The sequence below is a fragment of the Aquabacterium sp. genome, assembly GCF_041915145.1.
Classification (GTDB): domain Bacteria; phylum Pseudomonadota; class Gammaproteobacteria; order Burkholderiales; family Burkholderiaceae_C; genus Aquabacterium.
The window spans coordinates 1-18039 of record NZ_JAYSBZ010000006.1; the positions used below are offsets into that span (position 1 = coordinate 1).

An 18039-nucleotide genomic window follows, 5' to 3' on the forward strand; every position below is an offset into this window, starting at 1 on the left:
CGTCACCAACATCGGGCAGCCGATTTCGCACCGGCTCGACCACCTGCTGTCGGGCGTGCGGGCCCAGATCGCCCTCAAGATCTACGGCGATGACCTCGACACCCTGCGCAGCCTCGCCGCCGATCTGCAAGCGCGCCTGGGCCGCGTGCCGGGGGTGGCCGATCTGCAGATCGAGAAGCAGGTGCTCATCCCGCAAATCAAGATCCGCCTCGACTATGGTCAAGCTGCCCGACTCGGCGTGCCCCCCGGCGCGCTGTTGCGCAGCCTGCAAGACATGATCGAGGGCGAGCGCATCACGCAAGTGGTGGAAGGCAACCGCCGCTTCGATCTCGTGGTGCGCCTGCCCGACGACCGGCGCGACCTGGCCGCGCTGCGCAATCTGCTGATCGAAACCCCGGGCGGTGCGGTGCCGCTGTCGCAAGTCGCGCAGATCGAAGAAGGCACGGGCCCCAACCAGATCAGCCGCGAGAACGCCCGCCGCCGCATCGTGATCTCAGCCAACACCGACGGACGCGACATGGCCCAGGTGGTGAGCGCCATCCGAGGCGAGATGAACCGCCAACCGCTGCCCGAGGGCTACTTCACCGCGCTCGAGGGCCAGTTCCAGGCGCAGGAGCAAGCCACGCGGCTGATGGCGGCGCTGGCCGCGGTGTCGCTGTCCTTGATCTTCATGGTGCTCTACAGCCGCTATCGCTCGATCACGCTGGTGGCCATCATCATGGGCAACATCCCGCTGGCCCTGGTGGGCAGCGTGGCGGCGCTGTGGCTGACCGACCAGCCGCTGTCGGTCGCGGCACTGGTGGGCTTCATCACGCTCACCGGCATCGCCACGCGCAACGGCATCCTCAAGATCAGCCACTACATCAACCTCTGCACGCTGGAGGGCGAAACCTTCGGTCAGCCGATGATCGTGCGCGGCTCGCTGGAGCGGCTCACGCCGGTGCTGATGACCGCGCTGGTGGCCGCCCTGGCACTGGTGCCGCTGCTGCAATCGGCCAACGCGCCGGGCAAAGAGATCCTGCACCCGGTGGCGGTGGTGATCTTCGGCGGGCTGATCAGCTCCACCGTGCTCGACACCCTGTTGACCCCGCTGATGTTCTGGCTCTGGGGCCGGCGCCCGCTGGAACGCATTCTGGCCAGCCATGCCGGCAACAGTTACTGACACCCTTGCAACGAGGACACTCTGATGAAGCTCTTTCGCACCCTGACTCTGGCCGCCTGGACGACCTGCGCCCTGCTCGCCGCGCCGCTGGCGCACGCCCATGACGACGCCTACCTCGACACGCAAACCGCCCCCCACGGCGGGCAACTGCGCATGGCCGGCGCGCAGCATTTCGAGCTGGTCGTGGTGAAAGACAGCCCCACCGCCAAAGCCAACGCCGTCACGGTGTACGTGACCGACCACGCTGGCAACAAGACCTCGACCGCGGGCGCCACCGGCAGCGTGACCCTGCTGTCGGGCAAGACCAAGAGCAACGCGCCGCTCAAGCCCGATGGCGACAACAAGCTCGTCGGCCAGGCGGCGTACGCGTCCACCCCGGATCTGAAAGCCGTGGTGCGGATCACGCTGGCCGGGCAAGGCGAGCAACAGGCGCGGTTCGCGCCGCTGGCGCCGCACGCGTCGCCGCAGGTGCGCTAGCGAAAAGACTCGATTGCCAAGCCGCGCGCCGTGTGCCTATCATCGACGGCCGCGTGGCGCGGCGGCTCGGCAGACATGCTGCGCCCAAGGGATGATGTTCCGGCAAGAACCCCAGAGAGGCGAGCATGTCCGAAACCACCTTCTTCGCACCGGCCGAGCGCGCCTCGCCCGACGCCTTGCTCGCCCAGCTGCGAGCCATCACCACCAGCCCGGTAACCGATGGCATCTTGCGCACGGTCGATGGCTTGCTGGCCATCGTCAACGAGCAGCGGCAAGTCGTCAGCGTCAACGAACAACTGCTCAAATCGCTGGGTGTCGAAGACGCCGCCACCCTGCTGAGCCTGCGCATGGGCGAAGTGATGGGCTGCGTGCACGCCTGCGAGCCGCCCGCCGGCTGCGGCACCACGCGCCATTGCGCATCGTGCGGGCAAGCCATCGCCACCGTCACGGCGCTGAGCAGCAATGCCGTGGTCGAGCGCAAATGCGTGATGCAAGTCAACCGCGAAGGCGCGCGCGCCGATCTGTGCCTGTCGGTGCGCGCGTGTCCGTTCGAGATCGGCGGCGAGCGCTTCTTGGCCCTGCTGCTGCGAGACATCACCGAAGAGCAACGGCTGGCGGCCTCCGAGCGGGTGATCCTGCACGATCTGGGCAACGTGCTCAACGGCTTGCGCCTCGCCGTGCCCGAAGGACTCAACGCCGCCGATGCCGACAAGGCCCGCCAGCGCGTGGCCGCGCTCAACCGCATGATCGAAGGCGTATCGCGCACGCTGAAACTGCATCGCGCCATCGTGGACGGTCGCATCGATCACTACTCGCCGGCCAGCGAAGATATCTTTTTCGATCAACTCTTCGGCGACGTGCAGGCCCTGATCGAAAAGCACCCCGCCGCCGCCAACAAGCAGTTGGAGGTCGGCTCGATGCCCCACGCGGCGATACGTACCGACACCACCGCCGTGAGCCGGGTGCTGCTCAACATGTTGATCAACGCCCTTGAAGCCACCGACACCCTTGGCCACGTGCGTGTCGAGGCCCGCGACGAAGGCAAAGACATCGTCTTCAGCGTCTGGAACGCACGGGCAATTCCGCCCACGCTGGCGCTGCGGGTGTTTCAGCGCAACTTCTCGACGCACCACGAGCCTGGCCGCGGGCTGGGCACCTCGTCGATGAAAATGCTGGGCGAAGACCTGCTGGGCGGACACGTCTCGTTCATCAGCAACGAGGCCGACGGCACCACCTTCGTGTTCACGCTGCCCAAGGCCCCGCCCGCAACGCACTGATCCGCCCCCGATCAAGCCGGCCGCGCGGAGGCTCCGGTAGCATTCGTGCCTTGAACGATCTGCCGCAGACATGACCCCCACCCCTTCCTCCCCCGACACCTCATCCGACCCGCGCCACCCTGGCAGCGTCGAATACGAATTCGCCCTGCAAGACGCCTCGGGCCAATCCTGCGTGGCCCACGCCTGGGCCAAGGTACCCGAGCCGCTGACGCCCGCGCAGCGCGCCGAGCGCAAAGAGCGCATCAAGGCGCTGCTCAAGCAGCATCAAGCCGTGCTGGTGGCCCACTACTACGTGGACGGCGACCTGCAAGACCTGGCGCTCGAGACCGGCGGCTGCGTGGCCGACTCGCTCGAGATGGCCCGCTTCGGCCGCGACCATGCCGCCCAGACGCTGATCGTGGCCGGCGTGCGCTTCATGGGCGAGAGCGCCAAGATCCTGAGCCCCGAAAAACGCGTGCTGATGCCCGATCTCGACGCGACCTGCTCGCTCGACCTGGGCTGCCCCGCCGACGACTTCGCCAAGTTCTGCGACGCCCACCCCGACCGCACCGTGGTGGTCTACGCCAACACCAGCGCCGCCGTGAAGGCCCGCGCCGACTGGATGGTGACCAGCTCGTGCGCGCTGGCCATCGTCAGCCACCTCAAGGCCGAGGGCAAGAAAGTGCTGTGGGCCCCCGACCGCCACCTGGGCCGCTACATCCAGGAGCAGACCGGCGCCGACATGCTGATGTGGAACGGCGCCTGCATCGTCCACGACGAGTTCAAGGGCCTCGAGCTCGACCTGCTGCGCAAGCAGCATCCCGACGCCAAGGTGCTGGTGCACCCCGAGTCGCCCAAGAGCGTGGTCGAGCAGGCCGACGTGGTCGGCTCCACCTCGCAGATGCTCAACGCGGTCATCAACATGAACGCGCAGACCTTCATCGTCGCCACCGACAACGGCATCCTGCACCGCATGCGCCAGATGGCGCCCGGCAAGACGCTGATCGAAGCGCCCACCGCCGGCAACAGCGCCACCTGCAAGAGCTGCGCGCACTGCCCCTGGATGGCCATGAACGGCCTGCAAGGCGTGATCGACTGCCTCGAAAAAGGCCTGGGCGAAATCACCGTGCCCGAACCCACCCGCACCCAAGCCAAGGGCTGCATCGACCGCATGCTCGACTTCGTGGCGCGCAACCCTGCCGCCATCGCCAAACCCGCCCAGGGCTTCGTGCCCAACGTCGGCGCGGCTTGATCGCGTTGAAGCTCCGGCCCACCGCTTACCTGAGAACCCGCGATGTTTGATCACAACGAAACCCTCGAAGAAGCCCGCGCCCGCAACGTCCGCGACGCCCTGTTTGAAGACATCGGCGTGGCCGACTGGACGGGCCTGCTCGCCCCGGCCGGCCGCCGCGTCAAGGCCCGCGTGATCGTGCGCGAAGACGCTGTGCTGTGCGGCCGCGAGTGGTTCGACGCCACCCTGCGCACGCTCGACGCGCAAGCCCAGGTGAGCTGGCACTACGCCGACGGCGACAAGATGCAGGCCGACACGCCGGTGTGCGAAATCGAGGCCGATGCCCGCGCCCTGCTGGCGGCCGAGCGCCCGGCCCTCAACTTCCTGCAGTTGCTCTCGGCCACGGCCACGCTCACGCGCCGCCACGTCGATGCCATCGCGGGTGCCTCGCCCAACCCGGGCGGCTGCGCCGTGCTCGACACGCGCAAGACCATCCCCGGACTGCGGCTGGCTCAAAAATACGCGGTGCGCGTGGGCGGTGGGCAGAACCAGCGGCTGGCGCTCTACCACGGCATCCTCATCAAAGAGAACCACATTACCGCCGCCGGTAGCGTGAGCGCCGCCCTGCGCGCGGCCCAGGCGCTGGACGCCGGCGTGGACATTCAAATCGAGGTCGAAACCCTGGCCGAGTTGAACGAAGCCCTGGCCGCTGGCGCCACCAGCGTGCTGCTCGACAACTTCACGAACGAGATGATGCGCGAGGCCGTCGCCGTCACCCAAGGCCGTGCGCTGCTCGAAGTCTCGGGCGGCGTCACCCTCGACCAGCTGCGCGACATTGCCGCCACGGGAGTCGATCGCATCTCGATCGGCAAGCTCACCAAAGATGTCAAAGCCGTCGACTATTCCATGCGAGTGCTGGAACGTTTGTAAGCGCGACGGGGTGGGCGGCTCAATCTCGACTCCACAATGCCGATAGTGCCTGAGCCATGACCAGAACCCGCAAACCCACCCCCGCCATGCCGCCCGACTTCAGCTCGATTCGCAACTACCACGAGCGAGCGGTCTTTGAGGCCGTGGCCGAGGCGGGGCCGCGCTACCCGCTGATCGCTGTTGAGCAATATCCCGATGTGGCCTGCGTGGCGCTCAACCGCCTCTTGCCGCGCTACATCCGCCACGAAGTGGATCTGGCCTTCTACCTGACCGAGAACGAGCGACTCGAGAACGAGCGCTCCGTCAAAGAGTCCGTCCAATTCGCCTTTGAATTCGTGCAGGCTCGCACCTTGATGAAAGCGCGGCGCTGAGGCACTGCCCCCGCCTCGCCTCTTCGTGCCTCGCTACTCAGCCCGGCAGATCGGGCTCGGCGGCATCGCCCCCGGCATCCGGCAGCAAACGCTGCGCCTCATCCGCCGGCAGCGCCTCGACCACGCGCAGCTCGCGCGTCATCACCCGCGTGCGGCGCTCGGCCAGCTCGATGCTGTTGCTGGCCTCGTCGAGCTTCTTCTTGGTCTTGGCCAGCACGTCGCCAAACTTGCCGAACTCGGTCTTGACGGCGCCCAGCACCTTCCAGACTTCGGACGAGCGTTTTTCGAGCGCCAGCGTCCGGAAGCCCATCTGCAGGCTGTTGAGCATGGCCAACAGCGTGGTCGGCCCCGCCAGCGACACGCGATGCTCGCGCTGCAACGCCTCTGCCAGACCCGGACGGCGCAGCAACTCGGCGTAAAGCCCTTCGGTGGGCACGAAGAGCACGGCAAAGTCGGTGGTGTGCGGCGGCGCCAGGTATTTGGCGGCAATGGTCTTGGCCTCGTCGCGGATGCGCTGCTCCAGCGCCTTGGCGGCTGCCTCGGCGCCCTCGCGGTCGGCACGGTCTTGCGCATCAAGCAGGCGTTCGTAATCTTCACGCGGGAACTTGGCGTCCAGCGGCAGCCACACCGGCTCGCCCGAGTCGTTGCGGCCCGGCAGCTTGATCGCGAATTCGACCCGCTCATTGCTGCCCGGCACCGTCGCCACATTGACGGCATATTGCTCGATGGTGAACACCTGCTCGAGCAGCGCCGCCAATTGCACCTCGCCAAACACGCCTCGGCTCTTGACGTTGGTCAGCACGCGCTTGAGGTCGCCCACACCTTGCGCCAGGCCCTGCATCTCGCCCAGGCCGCGGTGCACCTGCTCCAACCGCTCGGCCACCTGCTTGAAGCTCTCGCCCAGACGTTGCTCCAGCGTGGCGTGCAATTTTTCGTCCACCGTCTGCCGCATCTGCTCGAGCTTCTTCTCGTTGTCGGTCTGCAGCGATTGCAGCCGCACATCAACGGTGTGGCGCACCTCGGCCAAGCGGCGTTCATTGGCCTCGGACAGCTGCCGCAACTGCTCCGTCAAACCCGAAGTGGTCTGGCGCAAGGTGTCGGCCAGTGCCTGCTGCAACGAGGCCAATTGCACCCGAAAGCTGTCGAGCTGTTCGTTTTGTGAGCGCAGCACGTCGCCCTGCTGGGCCAGCAAGGTCTGCTGGAAGTTGGCGAAGGTAGAGCCCAGCTCCTGCCGCGTGCCGGCCGCGCTGCGAGCCACTTCGTCGCGCAAGGCGCGGTCGAGCTGCTCGGTGCGAGCGCGCAGATCCGCTTGCAGCGCCGAGAGCTGCTGGGTCAGTTGATCAAGATGGGTGGCGGCACCGCTCTGGCCTGAACGAAAAACCAGCCAGATCACCGCGATGAGATTGAGCGCAACCAGCGCCAGCAAGAGCCATGTCGTCATGGCCGGGATTGTCGCAGCCCGCCGATTGAAACTCGGCGAGCCGCGCGGCCGACCGATGCACAGCGTGCCCGGTCAGCCCTCACGAATCAAGCCGTGAGGTGCGACAGGTGCACGTGCGCGCCCGTCTTGGTGCGGATTTCTTCGGCTGTCACGCCGGGAGCCAGCTCAACGCACTTGAAACCATCAGGCGTCACGTCAAGCACGCACAGCTCGGTGATGATGCGATCGACAACGCCCAGTCCGGTCAGCGGCAGCGAGCACTTCTGCAGCAGCTTGTGTTCGCCGTTCTTGGCGGCATGCTCCATCAGCACGACCACGCGCTTCACGCCAGCCACCAGGTCCATGGCGCCGCCCATGCCCTTGACCATCTTGCCGGGGATCATCCAGTTGGCCAGGTCGCCTTTTTCGGACACCTGCATCGCCCCCAGGATCGATAGGTTGATCTTGCCGCCGCGGATCATCGCGAAGCTGTCGTGGCTGCCGAAGATCGACGAGCCCGGCAGGCAGGTCACGGTCTGCTTGCCGGCGTTGATCATGTCGGCGTCGACCTCAGCCTCGTCGGGGAACGGGCCGATGCCCAGCATGCCGTTTTCGCTTTGCAGCCACACCTCGATCTCCGAGCGCACGTGGTTGGCCACCAGCGTCGGCAGGCCGATGCCCAGGTTGACGTAGAAGCCGTCCTGGAGCTCTTGCGCGGCGCGTGCCGCCATTTCGTCGTGGGTCCAGGCCATGGTCAGACTCCCTTCGGATTTTGTTGCGTGGTGCGCTTTTCAATGCGCTTCTCGGGCGTCGGGTTGTGCACGATGCGGTGCACGTAGATGCCCGGCAGATGGATCTCGTCCGGGTCGAAGGTGCCCGTCTCGACGATCTGCTCCACTTCCACGATGGTGAGCTTGCCGGCCATCGCGGCGGCCGGGTTGAAGTTGCGCGCCGTGCGGCGGAACTTCAGGTTGCCCGACTTGTCGGCCACATGCGCCTTGACCAGCGCCACTTCGGGGCGCAGCGCCCGCTCCATCACGTAGACCTCGCCGTCGAACTCGCGAGTCTCCTTGCCATCGGCCACGATGGTGCCCACGCCCGTCTTGGTGAAGAAGGCCGGGATGCCCGCCCCGCCGGCGCGCAGCTTCTCGGCCAGCGTGCCCTGCGGCGTGAATTCGAGCTCCAGCTCACCCGCCAGGTACTGCCGCTCGAACTCCTTGTTCTCGCCCACATAGCTCGAGATCATCTTCTTGATCTGCCGCGTGTTGAGCAACTTGCCCAGGCCGAAACCGTCCACGCCGGCGTTGTTCGAGATGACCGTCAGATCCTTGACCCCGCTGGCCTGCAAGGCGTCGATCAGGGCCTCGGGGATGCCGCACAGGCCAAAGCCGCCAACGGCCATCAGCATGCCGTCCTTGACGACCCCCTCCAGCGCCGCCGTGGCGCTCGGGAAAATCTTGTTCATGAAAGCAACTCCTTAAGACGTGAGCTTCACGCCAACACTCACGAACCCGCACCGCAACGCCATCGGCAATGGGCACCGCTCGTAAACCAGCGGACAGCGTACACCGGGGGAACGCCCTGGCAAAGCAGATGTTGCAGCACAGCAAAGCTCGCTTTCCCGCATACAGGCAAGCAGCTTTGATGCCGCCCGCTGTCGGTGCAAACCCTTGGCAGCAAGCAGCTGACGCGGCAGCGGTTTTACGCCACCGATCAGGCGCTGACCTGCTGGCGAATTGCGTCAGGCAAGGGCACGGATCGGCCCTCGGCCACGTTCGCCCACACCAGCGTGGCCCCGCCGGCGGCGTAGACCACGCCAGGCTCGTCGAGCCGCTCGATGGTCACGAAGGTGTCGATGCTGCTGCGCCCCGGGTTGGCCGCATACAGCTGCACGCGCAGCTCGCCCGGGAAGGTGAGCTGCTTGTAGAAGTTGCAGAAGGTGTTGACGATCACCGCGCCGTCCTGCTGCGGATCGAGCCCGCCACCCAGGCTCGTCAACCAGCCGACGCGGGCGTTCTCCATGTAGCGGAAGTAGACCGTGTTGTTGACGTGCCCGAGGGCGTCCATGTCGCCCCAGGCAATCGGCATCGTCAACTCGTGAATCAGCTTTTTCTCGGCCGGTACATCAATACGCATGAATCCGTACTCTGCTCAAACGTTTACGCACCAAAACCGTCGTCGGCCGAAATCACGGCGCCGTTGATGAAATGGCTTTCCTTGGCGCACAGAATCACCAGCAGCGCATCCAGGTCTTGCGGCTGCCCCACGCGCTTGCGCGGCAGCATCTCGATCAGCTTCTGGCCCTGCTCGGTCTGCCAGTAACGGTGGTTGATCTCGGTGTCGATGTAGCCCGGGCAAATGGCGTTGACGTTGATGTCGTAGCGCCCCCACTCCAGCGCCATGGCCTTGGTCATGTGCACCACGGCGGCCTTGCTCATGCAGTAGACGCCGATCTGGCTCAGCACCCGCAGCCCGGCCATCGACGCGATGTTGATGATGCGCCCGCCGGTGTAGGTGCCCGGCGCCGCGCCACGCGCCCGCGCCAGCATGCGCTTGCCCACCTCCTGCGCCACGAAGAAGGCGCCACGGGTGTTGGTGTTGAACACGTAGTCGAAGTCTTCGGGGCTCACATCGACCAGCTTCTGGGTGGTGCTCACGCCGGAGTTGTTGATCAGGATGTCGATCGGGCCGACTTCGGTTTCGGCGTGCGCCACCGCCGCCTTGATGCTGTCATGGTCGGTCACGTCCAGCGCGACCACGTGGGCGTCGCCGCCAAAGGCTTCGATTTCGGCGCGCAGCGTCTTCAACAACTCGATTCGGCGGCTGGCCAGCACCACGGCCGCGCCGGCTTGCGCCAAGGTCTTGGCGAATTGCTGGCCCAGGCCGCTCGACGCGCCGGTGATCAGGGCCACGCGGCCGGAAAGGTCGATGCTGTAGCTCATGTCGGGGATGCTCCTCGTAACGTGCAGATGCCGCACTTGAATGACGATGCCAGGCAAGATAGCACGCAAGATTTGGCGACGATCTTTTGAAATGCCGCAAAAGTCTTCGCTGATCATGTCTTGAGTAGCCCCCGGGACCAAGGCTCAAGACACGCATAAAATCGCGCGTTTGCGCAAACCGCGCCCCCGATTTTTTGGCATACCCGAAGGAATAACAGCATGACGCCTCAGGAAATCCTTGAGCAGTTCGGCCCCCGCGAGTCGATGGAATACGACGTGGTGATCGTCGGCGCGGGCCCCGCTGGCCTGACCACCGCCATCCGCCTGAAGCAATTGGCTGAGAAGGCTGGCAAGGAAATCAACGTCGTCGTGCTCGAAAAGGGCTCCGAACCTGGCGCGCACATCTTGTCGGGCGCCGTGATGGACCCGATCGCCATGAACGAGCTGTTCCCGAACTGGAAAGAGCTCGGCGCGCCGCTCAACCAGCCCGTCACCGCCGACGAAGTATTGGTACTGACCGAAACCGGCTCGTTCGCCACCCCGCAGGCACTGATTCCCAACAACTTCCACAACCACGGCAATTACGTCGTCGCCCTGGGCAACGTGGTGCGCTGGCTGGGTCAGCAGGCTGAGGCCTTGGGCGTCGAAATCTTCCCGGGCTTTGCCGCGGCCGAGGTGCTGTACGACGACAAGGGCGCCGTGCGTGGCGTGGCCACCGGCAACATGGGCATCGACAAGTCCGGCGAGCCGACTGGCGACTTCCAGCTGGGCATGGAACTGGTGGGCAAGTACACCATCTTCGCCGAAGGCGCGCGTGGCCACCTGGGCAAGCAGCTGATCTCCAAGTTCAAGCTCGACGAAGGCAAAGACCCGCAGAGCTACGCCATCGGCATCAAGGAACTGTGGGAAATCGACCCCGCCAAGGCCAAGCCGGGCTTGGTGGTGCACACCGCTGGCTGGCCGATGGACACCCAGACCTACGGTGGTGGCTTCCTGTACCACCTCGAAGACAACAAGGTCACCCTGGGCTTCGTGACGGGGCTGGACTACCAGAACCCCTGGTTGAGCCCGTTTGAAGAAATGCAGCGCTGGAAGACTCACCCCAGCATCAAGCAATACCTCGAAGGCGCCAAGCGCCTGAGCTATGGCGCCCGCGCCATCACGGCTGGCGGCATCCTGTCGCTGCCCAAGGTCGTGTTCCCGGGGGGCGCCCTGGTTGGCTGCGATGCCGGCTTCTTGAACGCCGCCCGCATCAAGGGCTCGCACGCCGCCATGAAGACCGGCATGCTGTGCGCTGATGCCCTGTTCGAGGCACTGAACGCTGGCCGTCAAGGCGACGAGCTGAGCGCTTACCCGGCCTCGTTCGAAAAGAGCTGGCTGAAGGACGAGCTCGACACGTCCAAGAACTTCAAGCAGTGGTTCAAGAAGGGCATGTACGTCGGCATGATCATGACCGGCATCGAACACTGGCTGCTGCCCAAGTTGGGCATCAAGAAGGCCCCCTGGACCATCCACCGCACCGAGGCCGATCACACCCGCCTGCTGCCCGCCTCGCAGTGCGCCAAGATCGACTATCCGAAGCCCGACGGCAAGATCACCTTTGATCGCTTGAGCTCGGTGTTTGTGTCCAACACCAACCACACCGAGCACCAACCGGCTCACTTGACGCTCAAGAACGCGTCGGTGCCGGTGCAGACCAACCTGGCCAAGTTTGCAGGCCCGGAACAGCGCTACTGCCCGGCCGGCGTGTACGAATTCGTCAAGAACGACGACAACACCGACCGCCTGCAGATCAACGCCCAGAACTGCGTGCACTGCAAGACCTGCGACATCAAGGACCCGACGCAGAACATCGTGTGGGTCACGCCGGAAGGCGGCGGCGGCCCGAACTACGCGGGCATGTGACCCGGCCCCAAGCCGACACGAAAAACGGAGCCTGCCTGGCTCCGTTTTTTTGTGCCTGCGCGAGCGCTCAAGCCCGACTTCTTGCCCGAAAAATCGCCCCCTGAACGGGCCGCCTGCAGTAAACTGCGCCCCTTGCCAGGAGAGAGCCTGCAGCAGGCCGCCGAAGGCGCAGAGACCGTTGTCAAGCGGCCTCGAACGCTCAGGCAAAAGGACTGGCAAGCGTCTGATTCATCAGGCGATCCTCACTGGAGAGAGGCCGCACCCGATGCGGTCCACCGAAGGGGCAAGCCCGGCGCTCGTCAATGATGGCGCGGGGTCAATCTCTCAGGTAAAGCGGACAGCGAGGGCAACTCAGCGAATCGTGTGACGGCCCACGGGTCGACTCGCGATCCGGCTCGCAACCTGCCCTTGAAAGCCTCCGCCGTGTCCACAGAATCTTCCTCCGCGCTCCTCAAGACCCCGCTCCACGCCCTGCACGTCGAACTCGGCGCCAAGATGGTGCCCTTCGGCGGCTACGACATGCCCGTGCAATACGCCACGGGCATCCTGGCCGAGCACAAGCACACCCGCACGGCCGCCGGCCTGTTCGACGTCTCGCACATGGGCCAGGTGCTGCTCAAGGGTACCGACGCGTCCGCAGCGCTGGAGAGCCTGGTGCCCGTCGATGTGGTCGACCTGCCCGTGCTCAAGCAGCGCTACGCGTTGTTCACCAACGAGCAAGGCGGCATCCTCGACGACCTGATGATCACGCGCCGGCCCGACGATCTCTTCGTGGTGGTCAACGCCGCGTGCAAGGCGCAAGACATCGCGCATCTGCAGCAGCACATCGGCTCGCGCTGCACCGTGCAGCCGCTGCCCGACCAGGCCCTGCTGGCGCTGCAAGGCCCGCAAGCGGTGACGGCACTGTCGCGCCTGAATGCCGACGTCGCCCAGCTCACCTTCATGACCGGCGGCTTCTTCACCCTGGCCGGTATCGATACCTTCCTGACCCGTTCGGGCTACACCGGCGAAGACGGCTTCGAGATCTCGGTGCCGGCCGCGCAGGCCGAGGCGCTGGCCCGCGCGCTGCTGGCCCAGCCTGAAGTGAAGCCGATCGGTCTGGGCGCGCGCGACACGCTGCGCCTGGAGGCCGGCCTGTGCCTCTACGGCCACGACATCACCACTGAAACCACGCCCGTCGAAGGCGCGCTGACCTGGGCGATCCAGAAGGTGCGCCGCGCTGGCGGTGCGCGTGCCGGCGGTTACCCCGGCGCCGCTGTGATCGACGCCCAGCTGGCCAACGGCACCGCTCGCAAGCGCGTCGGCCTGATCAGTGCCGAGCGCATGCCGGTGCGCGAAGGCGCCCAGGTGATCAGTGCCGATGGCACCGAGATCGGCGTCGTCACCAGCGGCTCGCTCGGCCCCACTGTCAACCAGCCCGTCGCCTTGGCTTACGTCACCACGCCGCATGCCGCGATCGGCACCGACGTGTTCGCCATCGTGCGCGACAAGCGCGTGCCGATGCGTGTGACCGCCCTGCCTTTCACACCCAATCGCTACTACCGCGGCTGACCTCGTCCCGCGCATTTCAAGTTTTCAATCTTCAGACCCAGGAGCTCACCATGACGATCAAGTACACCCCCGACCACGAGTGGATCAAAGTCGAAGCTGACGGTACCGCCACGGTCGGCATCACCGTGCACGCGCAAGACGCCCTGGGCGACGTCGTGTTCGTCGATCTGCCCGAGGTGGGCAAGACCTTCGCGCAGAAAGACATCGCCGGCGTGGTCGAGTCGGTCAAGGCCGCTGCCGACGTGTACGCGCCGGTGTCGGGCGAAATCACCGCCGTCAACGAAGCGCTGCGCGACGACCCGTCGCTCGCCAACAGCGACCCGCTGAATGCCGGCTGGTTCTTCAAGGTCAAGCTGTCGAACGCCGCCGAGCTCGACGGTCTGATGGACGCGACCGCCTACGACGACCTCGTCAAGAACAGCTGATCGCTGCGCCCGGCTCGCCCGGCCCAGCCGGGCTCAGCCTCCTCATTGAATAGCTCTGTCACCAAGCGGGCACGCGCGTTTGTCGTGCCCAAGGATTCGCCACGATGTCTGCCTCCACGCCTGTCTCCGCCTCGCTCAGCACACTTGAAAACGCTCAAGAGTTCATCGCTCGTCACATCGGCCCCAACGCCGCGGACGAGCAGCGCATGCTCAGCGCCATCGGCGCGGCCTCGCGTGCAGCCCTGATGCAGGCCATCGTGCCCGCGGCCATCGCTCGCCCGCAGCCGATGCAACTGCCCGCCCCCCTCACCGAGGCGCAGGCGCTGGCCGAGCTCAAGGGCATCGCGGCGCAAAACCAGTTGCTCAAGAGCTGCATCGGCCAGGGCTACTACGGCACGCACACGCCGGGCGTCATCCTGCGCAACATCCTCGAGAACCCCGCCTGGTACACGGCCTACACGCCCTACCAGGCCGAGATCTCGCAAGGCCGCATGGAAGCGCTGGTCAACTTCCAGACCATGGTGTGCGACCTCACCGGCCTGGCCATCGCCAATGCCTCGATGCTCGACGAAGCCACCTCGGCTGCCGAAGCGATGACGCTGGCCGCCCGCGTCGGCAAGAGCAAGAGCACGCGCTTCATCGTCGCCCACGACGTGCTGCCGCAGACGCTCGAAGTGGTGTGCACCCGCGCCGAGCCGCTGGGCATCACGGTCGAGGTGCAACACGCCAGCCAGATCACGGGCGCCGACGCCTTTGCCGTGCTGCTGCAATACCCGGGCGTCAACGGTCAGATCCGCGATCTGCGCCCCATCATCGAGGCCGTGCATGGGCAGGGCGCGCTGGCCATCGTGGCCGCCGACCTGCTGGCGCTGACGCTGCTCACGCCTCCGGGCGAGCTGGGCGCCGACATTGCCGTGGGCACCACGCAGCGCTTCGGCATGCCCATGGGCAACGGTGGCCCGCACGCCGCCTACATGGCGACGAAAGACGAATTCAAGCGCTCGATGCCCGGCCGCTTGGTCGGCGTAAGCGTCGATACGCACGGCGCGCCGGCCTATCGCCTGGCCCTGCAGACGCGCGAACAGCACATCCGCCGCGAGAAGGCCACGTCGAACATCTGCACGGCGCAGGTGCTGCCGGCCGTGGTGGCGAGCATGTACGCGGTCTACCACGGGCCCGAAGGGCTCAAGCGCATCGCGCAGCGCGTGGCGAGCTACACCGCCATCCTGGCAGCCGGCCTGCGGCAACTGGGCTGCAAGCTGTTGCACGACACCGCCTTCGACACGCTGCAGATCGAAGTCGGCGACCACCGCGATGCGCTGCTGGCTGCCGCGCGTGCCCAAGGCTTCAACCTGCGTGCCGCGACCGCGGACACCATCGGCATCTCGCTTGACGAAACCACCACGCGGCAAGACGTGGCCACGCTCTGGAGCGTGTTCTCCGGTGGCAAGGCGGCCCCGGCCTTCGACGCCGCGGCGCAAGGCGCGGCCCTGATGATCCCGGCCGCCCTGAGCCGCACCAGCTCCTACCTCACGCACCCGGTCTTCAACACGCACCACTCCGAAACCGAGATGCTGCGCTACCTGCGCGCCCTGGCCGATAAAGACCTGGCGCTCGACCGCAGCATGATCCCGCTGGGCTCGTGCACGATGAAGCTGAACGCGACCAGCGAGATGATCCCCATCACCTGGCCCGAGTTCGCCAACGTGCACCCGTTCGCGCCGCGCGACCAGCTCAAAGGCTACGACCTGCTCAAAGAGCAGTTGTGCGGCTGGCTCAGCCAGGCCACGGGCTATGCCGGCATCAGCCTGCAACCGAATGCCGGCTCGCAAGGCGAATACGCCGGCCTGCTGGTCATCAAGGCCTACCACGAAGCGCGCGGCCAGGGTGACCGCACCATCTGCCTGATCCCCGAATCGGCACACGGCACCAACCCCGCCAGCGCCCACATGGCGGGCATGCAAGTGGTGGTCGTGAAGTGTGACGCGATGGGCAACGTCGACCTCGACGACCTGCGCGCCAAGTGCGAGCAGCACAGCAGCAAGCTGGCCGCCGTGATGATCACCTATCCGTCTACCTACGGCGTGTTCGAGACCCGCGTCAAAGAGCTGTGCGCCCTGGTGCACCAGCACGGCGGCCGCGTCTACGTGGACGGCGCCAATATGAACGCGTTGGTCGGCCTGGCCGCGCCGGGCGAGTTCGGCGGCGACGTGAGCCACCTCAACCTGCACAAGACCTTCTGCATCCCGCACGGCGGTGGCGGCCCCGGCGTCGGCCCGGTGTGCGTGGTCGAAGACCTCGTGCCCTACCTGCCGGCGCACCGCTCGGCCGGCATCGGCGCCGAGCAGCAAGTCGGCGCGGTGTCGGCTGCGCCGCTGGGCAACGCGGCCGTGCTGCCGATCAGCTGGATGTACGTTCGAATGATGGGTGCCGACGGCCTGAAGGCCGCCACCGAAGTGGCCATCCTCAACGCCAACTACGTGGCGGCGCGCCTGAGCGACCACTACGACATCCACTTCAGCGGCGGCGTGGCCGGCGTCAAGGGTGGCGGCGTGGCTCACGAGTGCATCCTCGACCTGCGCCCCCTCAAGGACGCCAGCGGCGTGGCGGCGGAGGACGTGGCCAAGCGCCTGATCGACTATGGCTTCCACGCGCCGACGCTGAGCTTCCCGGTGGCAGGCACGCTGATGGTCGAGCCGACCGAAAGCGAATCGCTGGCCGAGCTCGACCGCTTCTGCGACGCGATGATCGCCATCCGTGGCGAGATTGCGAAGGTCGAGCAGCAAGCCTGGCCGCAGGACGACAACCCGCTGAAGAACGCGCCGCATACCGCCGAGAGCCTGCTCAAGGCCGACTGGTCGCACGCCTACAGCCGCGAAGACGCGGCCTACCCGGTGGCGGCCTTGCGCAAGCAGAAGTACTGGTCGCCGGTAGGCCGCGTGGACAACGTCTACGGCGACCGCAACCTGTTCTGCTCTTGCGTGCCGGTGTCCGAGCTGGCCGATCAGCAGTAAGCCGCTGATCAGAAGGTGATGCCGCTCACCTTGGTGAGATCGAAGCCCCACTCGTAAGGGTCTTCATAACCCACGATGGGGTCGCCCCGCTCGACCGACAGATCCAGGTCGAGCGTGGGCACCGGCATCTTGCTCTTGGTCGAGTAGAACACCCGCACCTTGGGCATCAGGGCCTGCTCGGGGTGCTGCTCCATCACCACCGCCAGACGGCCCGAATGCAGGCGCACCAGCGAGCCGTTGGGGTAGATGCCCACGGCCTTGATGAACGAGTGCACGATCACCGGGTCGAAGTGCGACCCGCACTCGCTCAACAGCAGCTTGAGCACCGAAGTCGGCGGGTCGGCCTTGCGATAGCAGCGGTCCGAGCCCATGGCGTCGTACACATCGACCACCGCGCCCATGCGCGCCAGCCGCGTCACCTCGTCACCCTTGAGCTGGTCGGGGTAGCCCTTGCCGTCGAGTCGCTCGTGATGGTGCAAGACCACCTCCAGAGCCACGCTGTCCTGGTAGCCGGCGTCGCGCAGCATGCGGTAGCCACGCGAGGGGTGTTCGCGGATCAAATCGAATTCGACCGCCGTCAATCGCCCCGGCTTGTTGAGCACATCGAGTGGCACCAGGCACTTGCCCACGTCGTGCAACAGCCCGGCGGTGCCTGCATCGACCAGTTCGTCGTCCGACATGCCCAGTTGCTTGCCCAGCGCGATCATGAACGTGCCCACCGCCACGCAGTGCATGAAGGTGTAGTCGTCTTTTTCTTTCAGCCCAACCAGCGACAGCAGCGCCCCCGCATTGCGGCTGGCCGACTCGACCATGTTTTCCGCCAGACCGTGAATCTGGGGCAGGCCTGAGATCTTGCCTGTGCGCGCTTCCTTCATGGCCGACTGCACAGCAGTGCGGGCCTCGCGCACGAGCTTGCGCGCCACGCGCAGCTCTTCATCCATAGACACCTGCGTCCGAGCCAGTTGAAGGGTCGTATCGAGATCACCAAAACCCGTCGGCCCTCGGCAATCGTCGATGGATGCCGCAAGCTGGGTGCGCTGCACCGAAACCGCACCATCCACATCCGCCCCCTTGGACGTGTCGATCATGATGAACCTGGCCTTGGTGCGCAGGATCCGGTCGAGCGTCTCCTGGGTGTCGATCGGAAACCGTGGCAGCACGAAATCATGCTGCCACCACGACAAGCCGAGGTCGTGCACGAACATGCCCACCCGCAAATCAGACGTGGCGACTTTCTTTTGCATGGCCGGTAGCTCCAGAAGTGTGGCGCTCCATCTTGACCCAGCAAAACCCGAGCGGTGGATAGAGGAACACCTCATCCGCGACCGACTCGCGGCAATGCGCCGGAAGATCGC

Annotated in this window: 16 protein-coding genes and 2 riboswitches; of the genes, 10 read left to right on the plus strand and 6 right to left on the minus strand. The window is 65.9% G+C overall.

Annotated features, from left to right (window positions below; all coding sequences use genetic code 11):
- From ACE3SS_RS01950 to ACE3SS_RS01975, 6 genes are all read left to right on the plus strand, one after another.
- Positions 1–1162 (plus strand): efflux RND transporter permease subunit (locus tag ACE3SS_RS01950; protein ID WP_374590716.1); only part of this gene is annotated, 1162 nt, incomplete at its 5' end.
- A gap of 24 nt (positions 1163–1186) precedes the next feature.
- Complete coding sequence (locus ACE3SS_RS01955; RefSeq protein ID WP_374590718.1) at positions 1187–1639, plus strand: hypothetical protein; 453 nt, start codon at positions 1187–1189, stop codon at positions 1637–1639.
- Positions 1640–1764: 125 nt separating this feature from the next.
- On the plus strand, positions 1765–2916 hold the full coding sequence (locus tag ACE3SS_RS01960; protein ID WP_374590720.1) for an ATP-binding protein: 1152 nt from the start codon (positions 1765–1767) through the stop codon (positions 2914–2916).
- A gap of 70 nt (positions 2917–2986) precedes the next feature.
- Complete coding sequence (nadA, locus tag ACE3SS_RS01965) at positions 2987–4147, plus strand: quinolinate synthase NadA (protein ID WP_374590722.1); 1161 nt, start codon at positions 2987–2989, stop codon at positions 4145–4147.
- A gap of 42 nt (positions 4148–4189) precedes the next feature.
- Complete coding sequence (gene nadC, locus ACE3SS_RS01970; protein ID WP_374590724.1) at positions 4190–5056, plus strand: carboxylating nicotinate-nucleotide diphosphorylase; 867 nt, start codon at positions 4190–4192, stop codon at positions 5054–5056.
- A gap of 56 nt (positions 5057–5112) precedes the next feature.
- Complete coding sequence (locus ACE3SS_RS01975) at positions 5113–5427, plus strand: late competence development ComFB family protein (RefSeq protein WP_374590726.1); 315 nt, start codon at positions 5113–5115, stop codon at positions 5425–5427.
- 37 nt (positions 5428–5464) lie between these two features.
- On the opposite strand, the gene rmuC is transcribed toward ACE3SS_RS01975, so the two are convergent.
- From rmuC to ACE3SS_RS02000, 5 genes are all read right to left on the minus strand, one after another.
- Positions 5465–6868, minus strand: a complete 1404-nt coding sequence (gene rmuC, locus ACE3SS_RS01980; RefSeq protein WP_374590728.1) for a DNA recombination protein RmuC — start codon at positions 6866–6868, stop codon at positions 5465–5467.
- An 86-nt stretch (positions 6869–6954) separates the two neighbouring features.
- The gene (locus ACE3SS_RS01985) at positions 6955–7599 is read right to left on the minus strand and encodes a CoA transferase subunit B (protein WP_374590730.1); all 645 of its coding nucleotides are present in this window, start codon (positions 7597–7599) and stop codon (positions 6955–6957) included.
- 2 nt (positions 7600–7601) lie between these two features.
- Positions 7602–8312: a CoA transferase subunit A gene (locus ACE3SS_RS01990; RefSeq protein ID WP_374590732.1), complete on the minus strand. Its 711-nt coding sequence runs from the start codon at positions 8310–8312 to the stop codon at positions 7602–7604.
- 248 nt (positions 8313–8560) lie between these two features.
- Positions 8561–8983: an acyl-CoA thioesterase gene (locus ACE3SS_RS01995; protein ID WP_374590734.1), complete on the minus strand. Its 423-nt coding sequence runs from the start codon at positions 8981–8983 to the stop codon at positions 8561–8563.
- Between the two features lie 23 nt (positions 8984–9006).
- Complete coding sequence (locus tag ACE3SS_RS02000) at positions 9007–9789, minus strand: SDR family oxidoreductase (protein WP_374590736.1); 783 nt, start codon at positions 9787–9789, stop codon at positions 9007–9009.
- Positions 9790–10008: 219 nt separating this feature from the next.
- Here ACE3SS_RS02000 and ACE3SS_RS02005 point away from each other — a divergent pair, with 219 nt between their 5' ends.
- The 4 genes from ACE3SS_RS02005 to gcvP all read left to right on the plus strand — a co-directional run bounded on the left by ACE3SS_RS02005 (position 10009) and on the right by gcvP (position 16684).
- Complete coding sequence (locus ACE3SS_RS02005; RefSeq protein ID WP_374590738.1) at positions 10009–11694, plus strand: electron transfer flavoprotein-ubiquinone oxidoreductase; 1686 nt, start codon at positions 10009–10011, stop codon at positions 11692–11694.
- 126 nt (positions 11695–11820) lie between these two features.
- Positions 11821–11919: riboswitch (glycine riboswitch) on the plus strand.
- Between the two features lie 10 nt (positions 11920–11929).
- A riboswitch (glycine riboswitch) is annotated at positions 11930–12045 on the plus strand.
- A gap of 72 nt (positions 12046–12117) precedes the next feature.
- Positions 12118–13245, plus strand: coding sequence for a glycine cleavage system aminomethyltransferase GcvT (gcvT, locus tag ACE3SS_RS02010; RefSeq protein ID WP_374590740.1), 1128 nt, complete (start codon positions 12118–12120; stop codon positions 13243–13245).
- 50 nt (positions 13246–13295) lie between these two features.
- On the plus strand, positions 13296–13670 hold the full coding sequence (gcvH, locus tag ACE3SS_RS02015; RefSeq protein ID WP_374590742.1) for a glycine cleavage system protein GcvH: 375 nt from the start codon (positions 13296–13298) through the stop codon (positions 13668–13670).
- A 104-nt stretch (positions 13671–13774) separates the two neighbouring features.
- Entirely contained in the window at positions 13775–16684 is a 2910-nt protein-coding gene (gene gcvP, locus ACE3SS_RS02020) for an aminomethyl-transferring glycine dehydrogenase (protein WP_374590744.1), read from the plus strand.
- A gap of 8 nt (positions 16685–16692) precedes the next feature.
- On the opposite strand, the gene ACE3SS_RS02025 is transcribed toward gcvP, so the two are convergent.
- Positions 16693–17928 carry an HD-GYP domain-containing protein gene (locus tag ACE3SS_RS02025; RefSeq protein WP_374590746.1) on the minus strand — a complete coding sequence of 412 codons (1236 nt, stop codon included), beginning with the start codon at positions 17926–17928 and terminating at the stop codon, positions 16693–16695.
- Positions 17929–18039 lie beyond the last annotated feature (111 nt).

Bases quoted from the DNA above. Each gene is read 5' to 3' on its own strand.
- gcvH (WP_374590742.1), top strand. From the start codon at position 13,296: ATGACGATCAAGTACACCCCCGACCACGAGTGGATCAAAGTCGAAGCT.
- ACE3SS_RS01995 (WP_374590734.1), bottom strand. From the start codon at position 8,983: ATGCGTATTGATGTACCGGCCGAGAAAAAGCTGATTCACGAGTTGACG.
- ACE3SS_RS01960 (WP_374590720.1), top strand. From the start codon at position 1,765: ATGTCCGAAACCACCTTCTTCGCACCGGCCGAGCGCGCCTCGCCCGAC.
- gcvP (WP_374590744.1), top strand. From the start codon at position 13,775: ATGTCTGCCTCCACGCCTGTCTCCGCCTCGCTCAGCACACTTGAAAAC.
- nadC (WP_374590724.1), top strand. From the start codon at position 4,190: ATGTTTGATCACAACGAAACCCTCGAAGAAGCCCGCGCCCGCAACGTC.
- ACE3SS_RS01975 (WP_374590726.1), top strand. From the start codon at position 5,113: ATGACCAGAACCCGCAAACCCACCCCCGCCATGCCGCCCGACTTCAGC.
- ACE3SS_RS02000 (WP_374590736.1), bottom strand. From the start codon at position 9,789: ATGAGCTACAGCATCGACCTTTCCGGCCGCGTGGCCCTGATCACCGGC.
- ACE3SS_RS01985 (WP_374590730.1), bottom strand. From the start codon at position 7,599: ATGGCCTGGACCCACGACGAAATGGCGGCACGCGCCGCGCAAGAGCTC.
- ACE3SS_RS02025 (WP_374590746.1), bottom strand. From the start codon at position 17,928: ATGCAAAAGAAAGTCGCCACGTCTGATTTGCGGGTGGGCATGTTCGTG.
- ACE3SS_RS01990 (WP_374590732.1), bottom strand. From the start codon at position 8,312: ATGAACAAGATTTTCCCGAGCGCCACGGCGGCGCTGGAGGGGGTCGTC.
- ACE3SS_RS01955 (WP_374590718.1), top strand. From the start codon at position 1,187: ATGAAGCTCTTTCGCACCCTGACTCTGGCCGCCTGGACGACCTGCGCC.
- nadA (WP_374590722.1), top strand. From the start codon at position 2,987: ATGACCCCCACCCCTTCCTCCCCCGACACCTCATCCGACCCGCGCCAC.
- rmuC (WP_374590728.1), bottom strand. From the start codon at position 6,868: ATGACGACATGGCTCTTGCTGGCGCTGGTTGCGCTCAATCTCATCGCG.
- ACE3SS_RS02005 (WP_374590738.1), top strand. From the start codon at position 10,009: ATGACGCCTCAGGAAATCCTTGAGCAGTTCGGCCCCCGCGAGTCGATG.